Raw genomic sequence first — 19,669 nt, 5'->3', positions numbered from 1 at the left:
GGGGAGTAAGCGTGAAACAAGCGATATACACCGCCGACGAAAAGAAGCTTTTTCAGCGAATTACCTGGCGGATCGTGCCGCTCGTCGTCTTTATTTATCTAATCGCGATTATTGACCGCGCCAATGTGGGCTTCGCAAAACTGCAGATGGTGTCCGCACTGGACATGACAGAACAACTCTATGGACTTGCTTCGTCTTTGTTCTTCATAGGCTATCTGGCGCTTGAAATTCCAAGTGCTTATGCGGTCAACCGTTTTGGCGCACGGCTGTGGCTGGCGCGAATTCTTTTGACCTGGGGACTTTTGACGATTGCGACGGCTTGGGTGACGTCGGGTAGCCTTTTTGCCGCCTTCCGTTTTCTGATTGGCTGTGCAGAGGCGGGAGCCTATCCCGGGATAATCTATTACTTCACATTATGGTTTCCCAAAGAATACCGGGCTCGCGTTCTCGGCTTTTTGACCTTGGGTAGCGCTTTTGGCAACCTGTTCGGTTCACTGGTCAGTGGGTTCTTGCTCGATCTCGATGGCTTTCTTGGCTTCGCCGGATGGCAATGGTCTTTCTGGCCACAGGGCTTCCGGCGGTGCTGTTGACCCCTCTCGTGCTTGTCTTTCTGCCAAACGGACCCGACGATGCAAAATTCATTTCCACTTTGGAGCGAAAGTGGCTGCGGGAGCGGCTCGGGCAGGAAACGCCAGATGGACAACACGGCAACCCGCTTGCGGTCATTTGGGACCGGCGGGTGCTTCTGCTCGCCATCATCTACATGCTCATCCTGGCGTCCCTCTATGGCGTAATATACTGGCTACCAACCGTAGTGCGTGGTTTTGGCGTATCAGGAACGGAAAATGGTCTTCTTAGCGCAATACCATGGGTTATCGGAGCTTGTGCTCTGGTTGTGGTGCCGCGTCATTTGCGTAAAGAAAAGACAGTACTCACTGCAATGATCGCAATTTCGTGTCTTGGACTTGTCTGCTTTTATCTCAGCACGGGGCTGCCTGAGAACTGGATGCGTATGGTTGCAATGTCTATCGGCACACCCTGTATATCATTGCTCTTTCCTTGCCTTTGGTTTCTGCCCTCATTGTTCTTCTCCGGACAGCGGGTAGCCATGGCGATCGCGGCAATCAGTACTATTGGTAATCTGGGCGGGTTCATAGCCCAAAATCTCATGCCATGGGTGGCCAATGCGGCCGGGACGCCTGTCGCGGCTATGCTGGTGCCGGCGAGTGCTCTGGCTCTGGTCGGATTATTGGCGTCACTCATCAAGATCGCAGGATTTACAAACAGGCAGCGGGTTTTGGCGAAGGAGCGGCGAGCCGCAACTAACGAATGAAACTGCTAAGTCTCTGCAAAAAATTAAAATTTCTGCGCATTGAGTATGAAAATAACTGGCCTCAGATTCACATCCCTTCAAGGCGAAGGAGCGATATTGCTACTCATGCAGATTTGGGGCAGGAAACCTGTACTGGCAATCAAATGGTTGAAACAGTTGATCGTCCTCCGAGATCATTCCGTTCGCTTAAATACAGCGAACAGAACTACTTGCAGATATGTATACGGATGGGTTCTTCTGTTCTGCCACCCAATTCCATACATTTCTTTTTCGAACAGAAAGTCCAGCCTCCGCCCGTCTTGCCGGAGGCGGCGAGGATGATTTCACCACGCGGTGGAATATTGGGGTGGTAGATATACCAGCCATCTTTCAGAACCGCATCCGCAGGCGGATCCATCCCCGCGCCGGAGCCCTTGATGCGAGCTTCCGACAAGACAAGCCCCTGAGATGAGACAGTCCAGGACTCCCGCCATGGCACTTTCTCAACGCTGTGCGTCCATGAAAGAATAAAACTTGTGGCGGCGATTTTCAGGACGCCGCCAGCCGTTGCAATGCAGACCGCCATCAACCGGATGACGCGACAACGGAAGGCCGCGACCTCCAGAAATGCCACGCAAGAAAGGCCGTACAGGCAGCAAAGCCGAGTTCATCGCTATACGGATATGTCGCGAGCATGAGCGCAATAGCAGCAAACGCCCATATGCGCTCCCATATGTTCAGCGGCGTTCGAAGATGACCGATCGCGGCTGCGCCCCAGAGCACGATACTAAGAAGCGCCTTGATGAACATATAGGCGAATGCAGGCCAGAAGCCGAATTTTTCTGAAAGCGGTCCGCCCTCTTGGAGCATGATGACCGGTTCATACACCGCCATGAAAGGCACGGCGAATCCCGCGACTGCGATCCGGATCGCCTGCATGCCGATCTTCATGCCGGACTCGCGCGCAATCGGCGCTGCCGCAAAAGCAGCAAGCGCTACCGGCGGTGTGAGATCCGCCATGATGCCAAAATAGAAGACGAACATGTGCGACACCAGAAGTGGTACTTCAAGGTGCAGAAGCGCAGGCCCCGCGATCGACGATGTGATGATGTAATTTGGAATGGTCGGAATGCCCATGCCAAGCACAAGACACGCCAGCATGGTTAGCACCAGAGAGAAAAACAGTGAGTTTTCTCCAACACTGACGATCACGCGGGCGAAAGTCGACCCGGCTCCGGTAAGCGCTAGAACGCCGATGATGACGCCAACAAGGGCGCAGGCGATGCCGACGGGAAGCGCGTTCTTAGCGCCTTCAGCGAGACTTTGAAGACAGAGGCTGAGCGTTTCGCGACCGCCTCGCACTAGAAAGTTAATCGCTACCAAAAGTGCTACAAGCACAATGATAAGCGTTATGCCGCGCAGACTGTAGCCGAAAATGTTGAAGGTTGTACCGAAAGCCGCTGCTGACATAACGCCGAGTGCAACCCAGAACAACACGCGCAAAGGCGTCGACATGGGGCCGGAAATCGGCACGCCCAGAATGATAAGGGCGGTCAGGCTGAGGCCGACAGTGCCAGCAAAAAGGGGCGTATAGCCGGAGAATAGCAGCCATACCAATGCGATCAGCGGTAAAACGAGAAACCAACGTTTTCGGATCGCCTCAAGAGCGCTGGGCATTTCGCTTTTGTTGAGTCCTTTCATCTTGAGACGCCGCGCTTCAAGATCCACCATCACGAAGACAGTGATGAAATAGAGAATTGCCGGAACGATTGCTGCTTTGACGATCTCGACATAGGGCAGACCAAGCGTTTCGGCCATGATAAAGGCGACTGCCCCCATGACCGGCGGCATGATCTGGCCACCCATTGACGCAACCGCTTCGACGCCACCCGCAAAGGCGGGGCGGAAACCTGAACGTTTCATGAGAGGAATGGTAAAGGCGCCGGTGGTCACGACATTGGCGACGCCGGACCCGTTGATTGTTCCCATCAAAGCTGAGGAGATGACCGAAACTTTTGCCGGGCCACCCCGCGATGCGCCGACCGTGCCCATCGCAATGTCGTTGAAAAGCTGGATCATGCCAGCGCGTTCAAGAAAAGCCCCGAACAGGATGAACAGAAAAATATAGCTCGACGAGACATAGATCGGCGTGCCGTAAATTCCCTCGGTTCCCAGGAACAGAACCTCGACCACCTGCTCGAAATCATACCCGCGATGATTGAATGGCTGCGGCAAATATTGGCCGAACAAACCATATGCCAGAAATATCGCGCAGATGAGCGGCAAGGTCCAGCCCATCATCTTCTTTCCCGCCCAAAAGACGAGTGCGATGACCAGAATACCGATTACAATATCCGGCGTATTGGGTTCGCCCGCCCGGATCACAAGGGCCTCGTAGAAAACCCAATGATAAAAGCTAAGCGCGAAGGCGAGGATTGCCGCCAGCCAGAACGCCGCCCGTTTCGCAGACGTCGTGCTTGCATTGGCGTAAAGGCCGAAGAGAAGCAGCAGCAGAAATCCGACATGGACCGAGCGGACCACCTGACTGGGCAATGGGGAATAGGCGGAAGTCCAAAGCTGGAAAACCGAAAAAGCCACGGCAATGGCAAAGAGGACTTTTGCTCCGGAGCCTGCACCCCAGGCAGGAATATGTTCGGCCGATTCTACGGCGCTGTTCTCGCTCTGCGTCATGAACAAACCTTCATCCGTTTATGCATGTTGGAAACAACGGTTTCGGAAACGACCAAGAAGAAGAATTGGGACTCAACCGCCAAAAAGGGGGACGACGCCCGAGGTTGTTACGCGGGCGCCAACCGACGAAAGAGCTCAAACCAGCCTATTCGATGCCTTTTTCCTTGTAGTAACGCAATGCGCCGGGGTGGATCGGGACGGGTGACACAATGGTGCTCTTGTCGAGCTTGATGGACTTGGCCGAAGAATGGGCGGCAGCCAACTGGTCAAGATTTTCAAACAGACCCTTGGTCATCTGGTAAACCAGCTCTTCGTTCAGATCAGGGCGAACGATCAGATAGTTGATAACAGACGCGGTGGTGACATCCTTGTCCTGTCCGCTGTAGGTATCCGCCGGTATCGTGTTGACCTGATAAGGCGCGCCGATTTTCTCGATGATGTCGGCGGGAACCTCAACAACGTTGATGTCCACAGAGTTGGCGAGGTCGCGCAGCGAGGCGACGCCAAGTCCGGAAGATTGCAAGGTCGCATCCAATTGGCGGTTCTTCATCAGCTCGACAGATTCTGCAAAGGGCAGATATTCGATCTTGCCGAGATCGTCATAAGAAAGTCCGGCAGCCTCCAGAATGGTGCGCGCATTCAGTTCGGTTCCCGATTTGGGCGCGCCGACGGAAAGACGTTTTCCCTTGAGATCGGCGAATGTCTTGATGCCGGATTCCTTGGAGGCGACGATCTGGACATAATTCGGATATATCGCGGCAAGGGTGCTGAGATTGGTGAGCTTCTTTTTAAAGCCCGCAGCTTCATTGCCTTCATAAGCGTCGCGCAGGGAATCTCCCAGCGTGAAGGCGACTTCCCCGCGGCCGTTATTAATTAGGTTGATATTCTCGATGGACGCCTTGGTCGCCTGAACCGAGGGGCGCACATCGGGAATGCTCGAATAGATTTTTTCCATCGCGACCCCGAGCGGATAGTAGACGCCGCTGGTGCCGCCCGTCAGAATATTTACAAATTCTTCAGCTCGTGTTTGCGTTACACCGACGGCTAATCCTAGAGCCATGGCCAGAGAAACAGTAGTTTTACGATTAAAAAATTGCATGCTCCCTCCTCACCTCGAAAGATACCGCTGGACTATCAGTTCAGCGATCAGACAAAAGTCTATGCAGAATGCTTTTCTGTCATATTCGAAAATGTCCTCCCACAGACTTGCTGAACGCTACAGCATTCTTTTTAAAATCCCAAACTGTTTTGGAAATCTGACGTCATCAATATAGATTCGTGCTTTATAAAGCAGCATACGAAGCCGAAATATCGCTGATACTATATATAACGTATTGTATTTATTAATAATAATAATAATATTTAGATGGGAATCAAATATATAAATGTGAAAATTGCAATTATACATTGAATAAGCGACAAAAATTCAATTCTTCTGAATGGGTAATTCTTTCAGGGCGGCAGCAGCGATCAAAGACCGATAGATCGCTTGACAAGCGATGGCTAGCTTTTCATGCTCAAAGACATAATTTGAACAAAATTAACGAGGGAACGGAGAGAAACATGACAGTGAGAAAGTTCAGTCGTCGAGCAGCATTTGCTGTTGTTGCAGGCATGGTTGCCGTTGGAACGGGCATTGCTTTCGCACAAGCTCCTGCGTTTTTTCGCATCGGCACCGGTGGAACGGCAGGCACCTATTACCCGATCGGTGGGCTGATCGCGAATGCTATTTCCGGTGCCAGGGATAAAGGTGTCCCCGGATTGGTGGCCACCGCTGTTTCATCCAACGGATCGGTCGCCAATATCAACGCGATACAATCTGGTTCACTGGAGGCTGGCTTTACGCAGTCGGATGTTGCTTACTGGGCTCACACTGGCACTGGCTTGTATGACGGCAAGGGCAAGGTCGAAGATCTGCGTCTGATCGCGACGCTTTATCCTGAAACCATACATCTGGTAGCGCGTAAAGATGCAGGGATCAAATCTGTTGCCGACCTTAAGGGGAAGCGCGTTTCGATTGATGAGCCGGGTTCTGGTACGATTGTTGATGCTCGGATCGTTCTTGAGGCCTATGGCCTGAGTGAAAGTGACGTGAAAGCAGAGCATTTGAAGCCAGGTCCGGCGGGCGAGCGTCTGAAGGATGGCGCGCTCGATGCTTATTTCTTCGTTGGTGGATACCCCACGGGAGCGATTTCGGAACTTGCTACATCGAATGGCATTTCTCTTGTTCCGATTTCTGGCCCCGAGGCTGAAAAGATCAGAGAAAAATACACGTTCTTCTCACAGGATACTGTGCCGGCGGATACCTACAAGGATGTTGGACAGACAGAAACGCTCGCCGTTGCGGCTCAGTGGGTGACGAGCGCAAAGCAGCCGGATGAACTGGTCTACAACATCACAAAAACTCTCTTCAATGATGCAAGCAGGCAGGCTCTTGATGCCGGTCACGCAAAAGGCAAGCTTATCAAGCTTGATACAGCAACCACCAGTCTTGGAATTCCGCTGCACCCAGGTGCGGAGCGGTTCTACAAGGAAGCGGGTGTTCTCAAGTAAGCCTATCCTTTCCAAGTGGAATGAATGGACGCGTTGAAACAGTACTCCGAGATGCGGGCACCAGACCGGTGCCCGCGCAAGGATGGGTTTCATGATATCCAGATGGATATGAAACTAACGAGGGCTGGTGTGGTGAACGGACAAGAAACGAAACTTTCGCCCATGGAATTGGATGAGGCCAAAGCGCGAGAGCTTGAAGAGCAGTTCGATTCCGAGATACGGTTTCGCCCGCTGGCACCGATTGCCGCTCGTATCGTCGGGTTCCTGCTCATCGTTTTATCTTTGTTTCACTACTATACTGCGGGTTTCGGCCTTTTGTCGGAAATGGTGCATCGCGGGATCCATCTTTCCTTCGTGTTGGGCTTGGTTTTTCTCGTCTTCCCCTTTTCGCGCAAAGGTTATGATCAGCCTGAAACCTCTTCGCTGCTAAGGCCTCTCGGTATTTCGATCATTGACTGGACGTTGGCGATTATCGCTGTTGTGGCAGTACTGCACGTCCCTTTAATACCGCTTGACGATCTTGCTTTCCGGGTTGGCAACCCGACCACCATAGACGTTGTTCTTGGAGGTTTGTTGGTCGTAGTGCTTTTGGAGGCGACACGGCGTTCGGTGGGCTGGCCGCTGCCCATTATCTCAATTCTGTTCATGCTTTACGCGCTCTATGGACGCCACATGCCCGGCATATTGGTTCATCCAGGTGCGTCTGTAAGCCAATTGATTGATCATCTTTATCTGACGACACAGGGCATCTATGGCATCGCGCTCGGCGTCGTTGCCACCTATGTCTTCCATTTTGTCTTGTTTGGTGTTTTCGCGACCCGCATCGGTTTGGGGCAGTTGTTTCTTGATTGTGCAGCCTGGGTGGCAGGGCGCTTCGCTGGCGGACCTGCAAAGGTCTCGATTTTTGGATCCGCGCTGTTCGGTATGATCTCTGGTTCTTCAGTAGCCAACACGGTCACGGTGGGTTCTTTGACTATCCCTGCAATGATCCGGCTTGGATATAAACGGCATTTCGCGGCAGCGGTGGAATCGGCATCCTCAACGGGGGGGCAAATTACGCCTCCGATCATGGGCGCAGCTGCGTTCCTGATGATCGAGTTTCTCAACTTGCCTTATACGACTATCATCCTGGCCGCTATTGTGCCGGCCTTTATGCATTTTTTCGGTGTGTTGATGCAGGTTCATTTTGAGGCCAAGCGCAATGGTTTGCGCGGCATGACCAGGGAGGAGTTGCCAGATCTCGGTGAGGCCTTTAAGCGCGATTGGCCGACAGTCATTCCACTCGTGGTGCTGATTGGTGTTCTGTTGTCCGGTTATACGCCTTATCTCGCGGCCTTCTGGGGTATAACCTTGTGTATTGCGGTCGGCCTTCTTAATCCCCGCAAGCGCATGACGGTGGGGGAGATACTCGACGGTCTGCGAGACGGTGCGAAATACGCTCTTGCCGTCGGTGCAGCGGCGGCTACTGTCGGCATAATAGTGGGCGTGGTAACGCTCACCGGGGTTGGTTTCAAAATTTCCTATATAGTAACATCGACAGCCGCCCAGCTCGCCGGCTTTTTTGGGACGATCCTGCCAGTTAGCTGGTTTGGACCGCAGAGTCTTACACTCCTTTTTACGCTCGTAATGACCGGAATTGTCTGCATCCTCATGGGGTGCGGCATTCCGACAACGGCGAACTACATCATTATGGCCACGATTGCCGCACCTGCGCTGGGGCTTCTTGGTGTAGAGCCCATCGTCGCGCATTTCTTTGTATTCTATTACGGCGTTCTGGCCGACATAACACCACCGGTGGCGCTCGCCGCCTATGCAGCTGCGGGTATGGCGGGGGCCGATCCATTCAAGACCGGTAATACGGCGTTTCGCTTGGGATTGGGCAAAGTATTGGTGCCGTTTGTCTTCGTTTTCTCGCCGTCCCTGTTATTGGTAACATCCAATTTCAACTGGCCTGACTTCTTTATAGCGTTTTTCGGTTGCGCCATCGGTATTACCGCACTTGGCGCTGCGCTCTCTGGCTTTTTGTTGGTGAGAACAAAGCCTTGGGAGAACATCCTGATGATCTTGGCGGCGGTTCTATTAGTCGCACCGGAGATTTACTCATCGATGATGGGCTTGCTAATGTTAGTTCCGGTTGGAATTCGGCAATTTTCTGGGTTAAAGACAGCAAAGATGCGTGAAGCCCACTGAAGCTCTTCCATCCGATGCAAATTGCGATGCCCCATGTTACTCTGCCCGCAACGCTCACGATATATATTGTGCCAAATGTTGAATACGACGATGGATACTGCGGCCAGTAGAAAAAGAATTGTGGCGAGAGTTGGCGATAGGACGCCGCATCTCCCGAGACAGAATCTTGACTGGCAGTCAGCACATCGCCCAATGGCCACGCCAGCGGTTTATCTGCATTCAAGACGAAAAGCCATTCGCAATTTCGGCTGTCCGCCAAGCGATCTTTGTGGCACAGATTGCTTTTACAACTCCGTGGTGTCGACGATGTCTCGCCCGGTCGCGGCAACCATTTCCATCCGCTGTGCGAATTCCCGTCGGAGCGTCCGTCGGAGTTCGGCTGCTTCATGGCGCCTGCGATCCAAAGCGTCGACTGGGATCAAGGCAGGCACTGCAACAGGTCGCCCGGTATCATCGACCGCTACCATTGTAAAATAACAGGAATTGGTGTGGCGGCGCTTGCCCGAGCGGATATGCTCCGCTTCCACGCGAATGCCGATCTCCATGGACGTCCGGCCCGTATGGTTCACCGAAGCCCGAAACGTCACGAGTTCACCAACATTGATCGGCTCTTTGAACGTGACCTGATCGACAGAAAGCGTAACTGCATATTGTTTCGAATAGCGCGACGCACAGGAAAAAGCGACACGGTCCAGCAGGTTCAACAAGGCGCCGCCGTGGACCTTGCCACTGAAATTTGCCATGTCGGGCGTCATCAAAACCGTCATTTCCAGGCGGTGAGGATCGGGTTCGGTCGGCAGCATGGAGGTCCTTTCCGGGTCGTGTCAGCTCCGGATTCTTATATTGGCGCTCGCATTACTAAGGCAATCTACGACTTTCTGGTTGCATTTTTGCAAGAATAAAATCGGCGCACCGTTCGGCGATCATGATGGTCGGAGCGTTGGTGTTGCCACTAACCAGCGTCGGCATGATCGAGGCATCTGCCACCCGCAGTCGCGGCACGCCAATGACGCGCAACTGACTGTCGACCACGGCCATTTCATCACATCCCATCTTCGCCGTGCCTGAAGGATGATAGACAGTCTTTGCAATCGAACGTCCATATTTCTCGATGGCTTCGTCGCTTTGTGCCGCATCTCCGGGTCCCAACTCGCGAAAGCCTAGTGCCTTCATAGCTGGCGCGGCCAATATCTTGCGGCCGAGTTTTATACCTCTTACCAACGTATCGATGTCCGCCTTTTTAGTGAGATTGTTGCCAACAAACACGATTGGATCATCTACCTTGGAACTTCGGAGCGAGACCCTGCCGCGCGCTTCAGGTCTTAAAATGCAAGGGTTGATAGATACGCCATGGCCATCCATCTGGCCGCGCGACGCATCACCTACGAGCGCAGGGGTAACGTGAAACTGGATATCAGGGCGACCGCAGCCGGATGTATCGATGAAGCCGCCGGTCTCCACGACGTTGGACGAAAGAAGGCCCGAGCGATTGAATAGATATTGCAGGCCGTTGGCGACGGCTCGAAAGCCTCTGTCCTGTCCCTTCAACGATATCGGGCGATCTGTGATGCCATAAACGGACGCGGTGATATGGTCTTGAAAGTTATTGCCAACACCGGGCAGATCGCGGATGACTGGGATTCCATGCGACGTTAGGTGCGCTCCGGGCCCAATGCCTGACAACATCAACAATTTCGGCGTCGCTAGCGCTCCGGCACAAAGAATCACTTCTTCTTTTGCCAGCACGCTGTGATCTGTACCATCAGCAGTGCGATAAACTATACCGGAAGCGGCCCCATTTTCAATGATGATGGTGCGAACGCTACTTTCGGTGCTGACCGTCAGCAGCGGTGATCCTTTGACAACTTTCAGATAGGTTGCAGCCGTCGAACCGCGGCGTGCCTGCGATGTGGTGGTCTGAAAGAAGCCAATCCCATCCTGTGAGGCACCATTGAAGTCGTGTGAAAAAGGCAGCCCAACTTCTTGGGCCGCACGCACGAACGCCAAACTAATCGGATGACGGTGGCGCGGTTCGGAAACTTTCAGCGGTCCGCCAGTACCATGAAAATCGTCGGCGAACGTTTCATTGTCTTCGCAGCGTTTGAAGACCGGCAAAACCTCGTCATACCCCCAGCCATCACATCCAAGATCGCGCCACGTATCATAATCCTGCGCCTGACCGCGAACATAAATCATAGCATTAACGGAAGAACCGCCGCCCAAAGTACGCCCTTGTGGCACGACGAGCATTCGACCGTTGGCGCCCGGCTCTGGCTCGGTCTGATACATGAACGTCCGTTTACTGCCAAGCACCCGTACGAAGGTAGCGGGGATATGGATGAAGGGGCTGTTGTCCTTCGGTCCTTCCTCCAGTAACAGCACACTCTTACCGGCCTTAACCAGCCGGTTGGTTACGACGCAGCCGGACGAGCCGCCACCCACAACGATGTAATCGAAAGTCTTCATAGGCTGGCTGATCCTTCAAGGCGCGGAAACAGCGGGCGCCAACATTTCCGTCCAGCGCATCCGCGATCTGTGTCAGGCACCGATATGGCTCACGAATTTTGTGGTAAGATAGGCATCGAGGCTTTCGGTGCCGCCTTCGCTGCCATAACCGCTATCCTTGATACCGCCGAAGGGTGTCTCCGCCGCGGCAATGCCGAAATGATTGATGGAAACCATACCGGCTTGAAGTTCGGAAGCAAAACGGTCGGAGGTCGCCAGTGAGCGGGTAAAGGCAAAAGCGGCGAGGCCGAAGGGCAGGCGATTGCTGCGCTGGATCGCTTCATCGATGGAACCGACGCGGACCAGCGCTGCGACCGGGCCGAAGGGCTCCTCGTTCATGATGCGTGCATCTTCTGGTACGTCGGACAAGACGGTCGGCTCGAAGAAGAAGCCGGCATTGCCGATGCGTCGGCCGCCGCATTCCAATTTTGCGCCATTCGCAACAGCGTCGTCAACAAACATTTCCATTGCATCGAGACGGCGCGGATTGGCGAGTGGTCCCATCTGCGTTCCAACACTCATGCCGTCGCCGACCTGCAGCGCTTTTGCGCCAGCAACAAAACTCTCCCTGAAGCTGTCGTAGACAGAATCCTGGATATAGAAACGGGTGGGAGAGGCGCAGACCTGCCCGGCATTGCGGTATTTCAGCATAACTCCAAGTTGTGCAGCTGCAACGACGTCAGCGTCGTCGGCGACGATATACGGCGCATGGCCACCCAATTCCATCGTCGAGCGCTTCATATGGGAAGCGGCGTGTGCTGCGAGCGCTTTGCCAACGGGAACCGAGCCGGTGAACGAGATTTTTTGAATAGTAGGCGAGGCAATCAGATAGTTCGACACTTCGGCTGGAATGCCAAAGATGATGCTAATAACGCCGTCAGGTACGCCAGCATCCTGAAACGCCTTTGCCAGTTCAATACAGGCAGATGGCGTCTCCTCCGGTGGTTTGGCGATGACAGAGCAGCCGGCAGCCAATGCGGCGGAAACCTTGCGAACAAGCTGATTGATCGGAAAGTTCCACGGGGAGAAGGCCGCAACAGGCCCGACCGGCTCCTTTATGACCATCTGGCGGGCACCAGGAATGCGTGAGGGAATTACCCGGCCATAGATGCGGCGCGCTTCCTCGGCGTGCCATTCAATGTGTTCCGGCGCTGCGTTGGCCTCACCACGCGCCTCCGCCAGCGGCTTACCCTGCTCGCGGACCATGTGTTGGGCAATGACTTCTACGCGTTCGCGCACGATCGCCGCCGCACGCAGGAGAATGCGGTAGCGCTCCAGCGCGGTCGTCTTGCGCCAGACCTCGAACCCTTTGGCAGCCGCATCGAGAGCGGCGTCGAGATCGGCGCGTTCACAGACCGGCAGTTGTGCTATGACTTGTCCGGTTGCGGGGTTTTTGACGTCCGCCGTCCGTTTGCCCGAAGGCGCTCGCCACGTACCATCGATTAATAGCGGCTTATCCAACATGATTTGCTTCCTTGAGATTACAATCAAACAGGTTTCGGCAGAGTGGTAAGTGCCTGCGTATAGTCTTGGGCAATGCGGGCCACGATCTCGGCTGCAGGTAGGATTTTGGAAATCAGGCCGGCGCTCTGGCCTGCCTCGACCTTACCCGCCTCAACATTGCCGTCAAAAGCCGCAGCCTTGAGCGAACTGGCAATGAAGAGCGCCTTGCGGTCTTCGTCGGATAACCCTTCCGCTTCTGCTTTCGCCATTCCCTCGGCGAATTGGTTGCGAATGACACGGATAACGCCGAAGCCTCGACCAACCACCATCGTATCTGTGACACCCGCCTTGACCAGAATATCCTGATAGGCCGGGTGCAGCCGCGCTTCGCGTGACATCATGAAACGCGAGCCGAATTGCGCAGCGCCTGCGCCGAGCGAAAGTGCCGCTGCAAGTCCATGACCGTCTGCGAATCCGCCGGAGAGAATCAACGGCATGTCCGGCACCGCCTTCGCGATGGCACGACCGAGTACCAGGGTCGAAACGAGTTCCGGCGGAGGATGCCCGCCGGCCTCGCCGCCGACGGCGATCAGGCCATCGACGCCGGCGTCAGCGGCTTTCCGGGCCTGCACTTCACCGGATACGACATGCAGGCAAATCGTGCCGGCAGCCTTGAAGCGGTCGATATATTTCTTCGGGCCGCCTTGCGATGCGATCAGGACCGGGATGCGCTTTTCCAGCAGCAAGTCGATGATCGCTTCGGCGCCTTCGCGATAAAGGGGCAGGTTGACGGCGAAAGGCTTGTCCGTTCCGGCTTTGATCTCATCGATCGCCTCTTCCAAATGATGCGGAAACATCGGTCCTGCGGCCAACACGCCAAGGCCGCCGGCATTGGAGACAGCCAGTGGCAGAGCCGAGTTGGAGGAGGCCCAGGACATGCCTGCCTGGATGATCGGCAGATCAATGCCAAGCAGTTTGGTAACATTGGTTTCGATACGCATGAGCATTCAACCTTCGATTCCCGCCAACTTGCGCGCATGCGCAGCAAGCCGCTTCTTCTGGATTTTCGAGCTGGCGGTCATTCCGATCGCTTCGAAATCTTCCACGATCCAGACATGGCGCGGCACTTTGAACCCCGCCATCTCCTTCTTCGACCAATTGATGATTTCCGCTGGCGTCGTTGTGCAGCCCTCGTTCAAGATGATGAACGCGGCGATAACTTCGACGAGCCGTTCGTCCGGGACGCCGACAACCGCAGCCTGACGGATCAACCGGTTCTGGTGCAGGACGTTCTCGACATCGGCCGGAGAGACGTTTTCGCCGCCGACACGCACGATATCCTTTGTCCGGCCCATGAAGCGTAAGCGGCCGGATGCATCGAGAGTCCCAAGGTCGCCAGTCGAAAGCCAACCGTCGGTAGAGAGCGTGGCAACGGTTTCTTTCGGCTTGTCGAAGTAGCCTTTCATAACATTCCAGCCATGCACCTGGATCTCACCTGGTTCGTCAGGGCCTGCATCGCGACCGTCTTCGGTGCGAATGCGGACCTCGACGCCGGTCTGCACCCGCATGGCGGCGCTGACACGTAGGTCTTCCGGCTCCCACCAGCAGGATTGCGCGACGTTGGGCGAGGCCTCGGACAGCCCGTAACCGACCACGCACTCACGAGCGCTAAGTTCGTCGATGACACGGCGAACGATGGTGGGTGAAGCGGCCAGCCATGCGCCACGCAAAGTGAGCTGGCGGCGAGGCAGATCGGGATGGTTGAGAAGCATCAGCGCCATCGTATCGTTGCCGGAGAAATGGGTGCAGCGTTCCGCCTCAATCAGCCGCAATGCCTCGCCAGGCTCGAAACGGTCCATGCTGACAAGTGTGACAGCATGCTGCAGGCAGGAGAGGATCGACAGCGTCGTGCCAGCGACATGAAAGAACGGACGGGCGCTGTGGAAGCGGTCGCCTGATCGAAGGCCCATTCGAAGTCCGGAGAAGAAGGCATTCGGCAGCATGTTGCGATGGCGAAGCAGAACGCCTTTCGGGAAAGACGTGGTACCCGATGTATATTGGATCAGCAACACGTCGTCGGGTTGGTCACAAGGCTCAACGGGTTGGAGTTTTGAAGCGCATAGATCGCCCCAGCTTTGAGCCGCTGCCGGCACGTCATCGCCGATCACCAAAACCCGTTTTAGATCCGGCAGGGCCTCATGTGGCAAGGCGGTATCGATACCGGCACAAATGTCCCGCAGCATTGCGATGAAATCGACTTTCAGGAAACGATCGCAGGTCACAAGCGTCGAAACGCGGGATTGTTTCAGAGCATAGAGCATTTCGACCGCGACGAACCGGGTGTTAACCGGCACAGTGACGGCACCGAGCGAGCCGATTGCCAGAAAGATGACAATCCACTCCGTGGAGTTGCCGAGGCAAAGCCCGACATGATCGCCCCTGCTGACGCCGACAGCTGCGAGAGCTGCCCGGGCGTGGGCAACCTTTTCTTCCAGCTGGCTGAAGGTCAACCTTCCACCTGTCGCGACGATTGCCTCGACGTCGGGCGCGATCGCTGCCGATCGACTCAAGGCGTCCGAAACGGTGAGGGGGCAAATTGCCTTGAGATCGAGCTCGCTCATTTGCTGCCCTTCGCGCCAACGGCCTGGGAAAACTTCTCTATGCCGGCCCGCCAGCCGCCATCGGCTAGATTGCGCTCGATTGCTGCCATCTCGATACGGATGCCGTTGCCGAGATTGGTTTCATGTCCGAGATCGACAGCCTGCTTGGTCAGCGCCATGGCGAGCGGCGGTGCCGCTGCAATGCTTACGGCAATTTCCAGGCCAACCTGCTCGAGCACATCGGCTGGAACGACTCGGGAGACAAGACCGCGTTGGTAAGCTTCGCCGACGGTCATGATGCGGCCGGTGAAAAGCAGTTCTTTCGCGTTCATGCGTCCGATTGCTCGTTGCAGCCGTTGCGTGGCACCGACTGTACCCCATTGCGGCTCGGGAAAGCGGAAGGTGGTTTTTTCGGAGGCGACGACGAAATCGCAGCTCATGGTAATCTCGCCGCCGGAACCGACCACCGGGCCTTGCGTCAGCGCCACGATCGGCTTGCGGCATCGGCATATCGCATCATAGGCCGCAAACGAGGCCTGACGGCGGGCGATCACCCAGCCTTCGTCCTTGCCGGTCCGCTCTTTCAAATCCGCACCGGCGCAGAAAACCGGGCCATTGGCCGAGAGAAGGATGACGCGGATATTCTGATCGCGATCCAGTGTCTCGAACGTTTCGCGTAGCGCAAGGCACATGTCCAGATTGACGGCGTTGCGCGATTTCGGGCGATTGAGCACGACGCGCGCAATCGCGTCTTCGCGTGTGACAGAGACGGTGTCCAGGCTCATCCGATCGCTCCTTCCTCACGAAGCGCCGCGATTTCAGCGTCGCCGAAGTTCATTTCTTGGCCGAGAATGGTGTCGGTATCGGCACCCAGTAGCGGTGGGCAGCCGATCTCGGGAGGGTCGAAGCCATTGAAACTGACCGGCGTGCGCAGCGCCTTGAACCGGCCTTCGACAGGATGTTCGAACGTGCCCACGACACCGCGCGCTTGCATGTGTGGATCGTCGAGGATCTCGCGTGTCGTATTGACTTCACCGGCCGGGATTCCGACCGCGCGCAACGCTTCGGCCAACGGCTTTCGTTCGCGGGCAGCTATTGCGGTACGCATTTCGTCCATAACCCGCTTGCGATTGGTCAATCGTCCCGCATTCGTGGCGAAGGACGGGTCCGCGCCAAGTTCGTCAAGTCCGAGCACTTGGCATAGCCGGCCCCAATGCTGATCGCTACCGCTGATGTGCAGCCATCCGCCGTCGCGGCACTGGAAGGCGGCGGAAGGAACGCGACCGGGATGTTCGGTACCGGAGCGGCCGATATCCTCGCCCAACGCGAAAAAGCGGGCAGCCGACAGTGCGAGTAGGCTTGCCTGCACGTCCATCATGGCAAGGTCTATATGGCATCCCTTGCCGCTACGAACGCGACCGACGAGGCCGGTGAGAATGGCGATGGCGATCCAGAGGCCAGCCGTCAGGTCGGCGATCGGCACGCCAGCCTTGGCGGGCGGCGAGTCCGCGTGGCCGGTCAAATGCATGACGCCAGACAAAGCCTGAAACACGGTGTCGTAACCGGCGCGCTGCCGGTAAGGTCCGGTTTGGCCGAAGCCAGTATTGGAGACGTAGATCAGGTTCGGATTGAGTGCCGCAAGGGTTGCATAGCCAAGATTGAAGCGCTCCATGTCACCGGGTAGAAAATTTTCCAGCACGACATCATGTTGGGCAGCCAGCGTAGCAGCGATCTTCTGCGCCTTCGGCGATTTTAGGTTCAGCGTCATCGATCGCTTGGCGCGATTGAAGGCGAAGAAATAGGCGCTTTCGCCGCCGGGAAGGAGTGGCTCGAAAACGCGCGATTCATCGCCGCCGCCGGGCCGCTCGACCTTGGTGACGGTAGCACCGAGTTCTGCCAGGATTTGGGTCGCCATAGGTCCGGCCAGAACGCGGGAAAAGTCGAGAATACGGATGCCGTCGAGCGGTTTCATTTGGCCTCCTTGCGGAAGCTGCGCATCCTGGCATTGAGGTCTCGACCTGCGGACATTGCCTCGGCATAGGGAAGGTCGGCCACCTGATAATAGAGTGTCTTTGCCGCTGCCATGGCGAGCGGATTGGCCAAGGCCCAGGCTTCTGCAATCTCGATCGCCTTTTCGACGACCTTTTCCGGAGCAGCAACGCGATTGCAGAGGCCGAGTGCAAGGGCTTCTTCGGCGCCGATCAGGCGGCCGAGGCTGATCATCTCGAAGGCCGCCTTGCGCCCGAGCGACCTTTGAAGACCGGTCATGACGAGAGCCGGGACGATGGAATGCTTGAGTTCGGGATAGCCGAATTTGAGATTACTTGCAGCCACCATCATGTCACAGCCGATGGCGAGGCCCGCACCACCGCCGACAGCTGCGCCCTGGACGGCCGAGACTACGGGCTTCGACAGGCTCTGCATCATTGCCTGCGTCCGGCAGGTCAGGTCGGCTCGCTTATCGACCAGATCCTGATTGGCGGGCGTCAACGTGTCGAATTCCGAAAGATCGGCGCCCGCACAGAATGCCCGGCCATGACCTGCAAGCACAATGGCGCGAACTTCCGCGTCCTGATCGGCAGCGAGAAATGCATCGTGGATCGCTTGAGTGAGTGCGGTATTCAATGCGTTGAGTTTATCGGGACGGTTCATTGTGATGATGCGAACCGCATCACGGTTTTCGACAAGAAGAACGGAAGATGGGTCGGTCATGCGCTGATCCTATGCCGCGAGATGGCCAAAGCCGCTACGCGCGACCCGGCTCAGGAGTTCACGCTTCAAGACAGCCTCGCACCGACGAGAGGTGTCCTGCAATTTTTTGAGATTGAGACCGGTATCGATACCTTCAGCCTCGAACAGATTGACGAGGTCTTCCGTCGCGACATTGCCGGTAAACCCTTCGCCATATTTTATTTGTGTCGGATGGCCGCCGACACCGCCGATGGCGCTATCGAACCAGCGGCAACCCGCCTCATAGGCCGCGTAGCAATTGGCAAGGCCGGTTCCACGCGTATCGTGAAAATGCGCAATCGGCACCATGTCCGGCAATTCGCAGGCGATGCGCTTGAAGAGACTTTTGACGGTCGCCGGCGTGCCGTGGCCTGCCGTATCGCAAACCGAAACATGCTTCACACCAAGCGCCGAAAAGCGAGCGAGGTCTGCCAGAACACTCTCTGGATCGACTCTGCCTTCGAAGGGGCAGCCGAGAGCCATGGAGATGACCCCGATCAGGCGGAACCGACCACCGGCAAGCCTCACCATTTCCGCGACATTGTCCCATTGGGTCTGCCGGGTGGCGCGAAGGTTTTTCTGTGTGTGCGACTCCGTGGCGGATACGAGAAGGCTGATTTCATCGGCGCCGTGGCCAGCGTCGAGGTCGTCAAGCGCACGCTGCACTGCCTTGGGGTTTGGGCAGGTTGCCTTGTAATAAGTGCCCCGCTGCTTTCTGATGCCAGCCAGAACCTGAGAGGCATCCGCGAAGACAGGGACGTGCGTGGGACTGCTGTAGCTCGTCGCCTCGACGCGCGGAAAACCTGCATCCGAAATTTCGTCGATCAAAGAAATTTTTTCCGCAGTGGATATCGAAGCTGTCTCGTGTTGCAACCCGTCACGCGCAAAACATTCGCAGATTGTGATTTCACTCGCCATGCCTCACCTCCATTCGGTTTGGCGATAGAGATGAATTTATTCGTTCACAATGTCAACTATTTTTATCGTTGAAATTTTCACACTCTCATTCTTCTTCAATGCTCCTCAAGTCTGACTGGGAGGCAGAATTTCGCAATTCGTGATAATATCTGCTGCTTGTGCGGGTCACGCGCCGCAGGAGTTCGATAAGTATCTGTTGCTCTGCGTTGCTAAGTGTTGCCAGCATTTGCTGATTGCGCTCAAACGATGCATCAAGGATTGCGCGTGACAGCGCTAGCCCTTCCGGACTGAGTCTGAGAAGGATGCTGCGGCCATCTTCCGGATTGGCAGTTTTGGCTATATAGCCCCGATCAATCATTGCCGAGACTGTGCGACTCATCTGGCTTTTAATTAAACCACTATGCTTCGCCAGCTCCTGCAGCGGTACTTCTCCTAGGTAATTAAGAACGGCGAGAACGCGCCACTCTCTTGGCGTTACGCCATATTGGGGTCGAATCGAAAGCGCCGCTATTCGTGTGGATAGTCCAGCCAAGCGCTGTAGCTGAAAGGAAAACAGATTCCGAATGTCTGTTTCCTGATCCGAGTTATCATGGCGTTTGTCGAAATAGTCCCCGGAATTCGTCTTCAATTGATCGCGGTTTTGCACGGTCATTTCCTCTTGGGGTTTTCACTCTCGCTTATCTTTATGCGATTTTAGGGCGGCATGGCGAGCGTGACAAAATGTTAT

Annotated in this window: 15 protein-coding genes and 1 pseudogene; 3 read left to right on the top strand and 13 right to left on the bottom strand. The window is 55.6% G+C overall.

Annotation, left to right across the window (positions count from 1 at the left end):
* Positions 1-146 precede the first annotated feature (146 nt).
* A pseudogene (locus WIX40_RS19950) lies at positions 147-1,333 on the top strand (MFS transporter).
* A 205-nt stretch (positions 1,334-1,538) separates the two neighbouring features.
* Here the strand turns inward: WIX40_RS19950 and WIX40_RS19945 are convergent.
* From WIX40_RS19945 to WIX40_RS19935, 3 genes are all read right to left on the bottom strand, one after another.
* On the bottom strand, positions 1,539-1,898 hold the full coding sequence (locus tag WIX40_RS19945) for a DUF1850 domain-containing protein (RefSeq protein ID WP_339442372.1): 360 nt from the start codon (positions 1,896-1,898) through the stop codon (positions 1,539-1,541).
* Complete coding sequence (locus WIX40_RS19940; RefSeq protein ID WP_339441656.1) at positions 1,898-4,003, bottom strand: TRAP transporter permease; 2,106 nt, start codon at positions 4,001-4,003, stop codon at positions 1,898-1,900. Before WIX40_RS19940 ends, WIX40_RS19945 begins: the two co-directional genes overlap by 1 nt.
* A gap of 145 nt (positions 4,004-4,148) precedes the next feature.
* The gene (locus WIX40_RS19935) at positions 4,149-5,102 is read right to left on the bottom strand and encodes a TAXI family TRAP transporter solute-binding subunit (RefSeq protein ID WP_339441655.1); all 954 of its coding nucleotides are present in this window, start codon (positions 5,100-5,102) and stop codon (positions 4,149-4,151) included.
* Positions 5,103-5,566: 464 nt separating this feature from the next.
* Here WIX40_RS19935 and WIX40_RS19930 point away from each other — a divergent pair, with 464 nt between their 5' ends.
* Complete coding sequence (locus WIX40_RS19930) at positions 5,567-6,556, top strand: TAXI family TRAP transporter solute-binding subunit (protein WP_339441654.1); 990 nt, start codon at positions 5,567-5,569, stop codon at positions 6,554-6,556.
* 108 nt (positions 6,557-6,664) lie between these two features.
* A complete protein-coding gene (locus WIX40_RS19925) occupies positions 6,665-8,746 on the top strand; it encodes a TRAP transporter permease (RefSeq protein WP_339442370.1) in 2,082 nt (693 codons plus the stop codon).
* 284 nt (positions 8,747-9,030) lie between these two features.
* Here the strand turns inward: WIX40_RS19925 and WIX40_RS19920 are convergent, their stop codons facing one another.
* From WIX40_RS19920 to WIX40_RS19875, 10 genes are all read right to left on the bottom strand, one after another.
* Positions 9,031-9,549: an acyl-CoA thioesterase gene (locus WIX40_RS19920; RefSeq protein WP_167836138.1), complete on the bottom strand. Its 519-nt coding sequence runs from the start codon at positions 9,547-9,549 to the stop codon at positions 9,031-9,033.
* A 55-nt stretch (positions 9,550-9,604) separates the two neighbouring features.
* Positions 9,605-11,212 (bottom strand): GMC family oxidoreductase, encoded by a 1,608-nt coding sequence (locus tag WIX40_RS19915; RefSeq protein WP_339441651.1) that lies wholly within the window; start codon positions 11,210-11,212, stop codon positions 9,605-9,607.
* 72 nt (positions 11,213-11,284) lie between these two features.
* Positions 11,285-12,715 (bottom strand): NAD-dependent succinate-semialdehyde dehydrogenase, encoded by a 1,431-nt coding sequence (locus WIX40_RS19910; protein WP_339441649.1) that lies wholly within the window; start codon positions 12,713-12,715, stop codon positions 11,285-11,287.
* 23 nt (positions 12,716-12,738) lie between these two features.
* Positions 12,739-13,695 carry an NAD(P)H-dependent flavin oxidoreductase gene (locus WIX40_RS19905; RefSeq protein WP_339441647.1) on the bottom strand — a complete coding sequence of 319 codons (957 nt, stop codon included), beginning with the start codon at positions 13,693-13,695 and terminating at the stop codon, positions 12,739-12,741.
* 6 nt (positions 13,696-13,701) lie between these two features.
* Entirely contained in the window at positions 13,702-15,315 is a 1,614-nt protein-coding gene (locus WIX40_RS19900; protein WP_339441645.1) for an AMP-binding protein, read from the bottom strand.
* Positions 15,312-16,079, bottom strand: a complete 768-nt coding sequence (locus tag WIX40_RS19895) for an enoyl-CoA hydratase/isomerase family protein (RefSeq protein ID WP_339441643.1) — start codon at positions 16,077-16,079, stop codon at positions 15,312-15,314. Before WIX40_RS19895 ends, WIX40_RS19900 begins: the two co-directional genes overlap by 4 nt.
* Positions 16,076-17,266, bottom strand: coding sequence for a CaiB/BaiF CoA transferase family protein (locus WIX40_RS19890; protein WP_339441642.1), 1,191 nt, complete (start codon positions 17,264-17,266; stop codon positions 16,076-16,078). Before WIX40_RS19890 ends, WIX40_RS19895 begins: the two co-directional genes overlap by 4 nt.
* The gene (locus WIX40_RS19885; protein ID WP_339441641.1) at positions 17,263-18,006 is read right to left on the bottom strand and encodes an enoyl-CoA hydratase/isomerase family protein; all 744 of its coding nucleotides are present in this window, start codon (positions 18,004-18,006) and stop codon (positions 17,263-17,265) included. The genes WIX40_RS19890 and WIX40_RS19885 overlap by 4 nt, the downstream gene beginning before the upstream one ends.
* Before the next feature lie 9 nt (positions 18,007-18,015).
* Positions 18,016-18,942 carry a hydroxymethylglutaryl-CoA lyase gene (locus tag WIX40_RS19880; protein ID WP_339441640.1) on the bottom strand — a complete coding sequence of 309 codons (927 nt, stop codon included), beginning with the start codon at positions 18,940-18,942 and terminating at the stop codon, positions 18,016-18,018.
* Between the two features lie 85 nt (positions 18,943-19,027).
* Positions 19,028-19,588, bottom strand: a complete 561-nt coding sequence (locus WIX40_RS19875) for a MarR family winged helix-turn-helix transcriptional regulator (RefSeq protein WP_339441638.1) — start codon at positions 19,586-19,588, stop codon at positions 19,028-19,030.
* Positions 19,589-19,669: the final 81 nt, after the last annotated feature.

The organism is Ochrobactrum teleogrylli (assembly GCF_037482325.1).
In the GTDB taxonomy this organism is placed as follows: Bacteria; Pseudomonadota; Alphaproteobacteria; order Rhizobiales; family Rhizobiaceae; genus Brucella; species Brucella teleogrylli.
Note: the sequence above shows the minus strand (reverse complement) of the source record. Positions and strands in the feature narration are given on the sequence as shown.

What these genes read in the sequence shown, in the direction of transcription:
- WIX40_RS19940 (WP_339441656.1), bottom strand. Translation starts at nt 4,003, where the DNA reads ATGACGCAGAGCGAGAACAGCGCCGTAGAATCGGCCGAACATATTCCT.
- WIX40_RS19900 (WP_339441645.1), bottom strand. Translation starts at nt 15,315, where the DNA reads ATGAGCGAGCTCGATCTCAAGGCAATTTGCCCCCTCACCGTTTCGGAC.
- WIX40_RS19935 (WP_339441655.1), bottom strand. Translation starts at nt 5,102, where the DNA reads ATGCAATTTTTTAATCGTAAAACTACTGTTTCTCTGGCCATGGCTCTA.
- WIX40_RS19915 (WP_339441651.1), bottom strand. Translation starts at nt 11,212, where the DNA reads ATGAAGACTTTCGATTACATCGTTGTGGGTGGCGGCTCGTCCGGCTGC.
- WIX40_RS19885 (WP_339441641.1), bottom strand. Translation starts at nt 18,006, where the DNA reads ATGACCGACCCATCTTCCGTTCTTCTTGTCGAAAACCGTGATGCGGTT.
- WIX40_RS19890 (WP_339441642.1), bottom strand. Translation starts at nt 17,266, where the DNA reads ATGAAACCGCTCGACGGCATCCGTATTCTCGACTTTTCCCGCGTTCTG.
- WIX40_RS19920 (WP_167836138.1), bottom strand. Translation starts at nt 9,549, where the DNA reads ATGCTGCCGACCGAACCCGATCCTCACCGCCTGGAAATGACGGTTTTG.
- WIX40_RS19925 (WP_339442370.1), top strand. Translation starts at nt 6,665, where the DNA reads ATGAAACTAACGAGGGCTGGTGTGGTGAACGGACAAGAAACGAAACTT.
- WIX40_RS19905 (WP_339441647.1), bottom strand. Translation starts at nt 13,695, where the DNA reads ATGCGTATCGAAACCAATGTTACCAAACTGCTTGGCATTGATCTGCCG.
- WIX40_RS19930 (WP_339441654.1), top strand. Translation starts at nt 5,567, where the DNA reads ATGACAGTGAGAAAGTTCAGTCGTCGAGCAGCATTTGCTGTTGTTGCA.
- WIX40_RS19880 (WP_339441640.1), bottom strand. Translation starts at nt 18,942, where the DNA reads ATGGCGAGTGAAATCACAATCTGCGAATGTTTTGCGCGTGACGGGTTG.
- WIX40_RS19910 (WP_339441649.1), bottom strand. Translation starts at nt 12,715, where the DNA reads ATGTTGGATAAGCCGCTATTAATCGATGGTACGTGGCGAGCGCCTTCG.
- WIX40_RS19895 (WP_339441643.1), bottom strand. Translation starts at nt 16,079, where the DNA reads ATGAGCCTGGACACCGTCTCTGTCACACGCGAAGACGCGATTGCGCGC.
- WIX40_RS19945 (WP_339442372.1), bottom strand. Translation starts at nt 1,898, where the DNA reads ATGGCGGTCTGCATTGCAACGGCTGGCGGCGTCCTGAAAATCGCCGCC.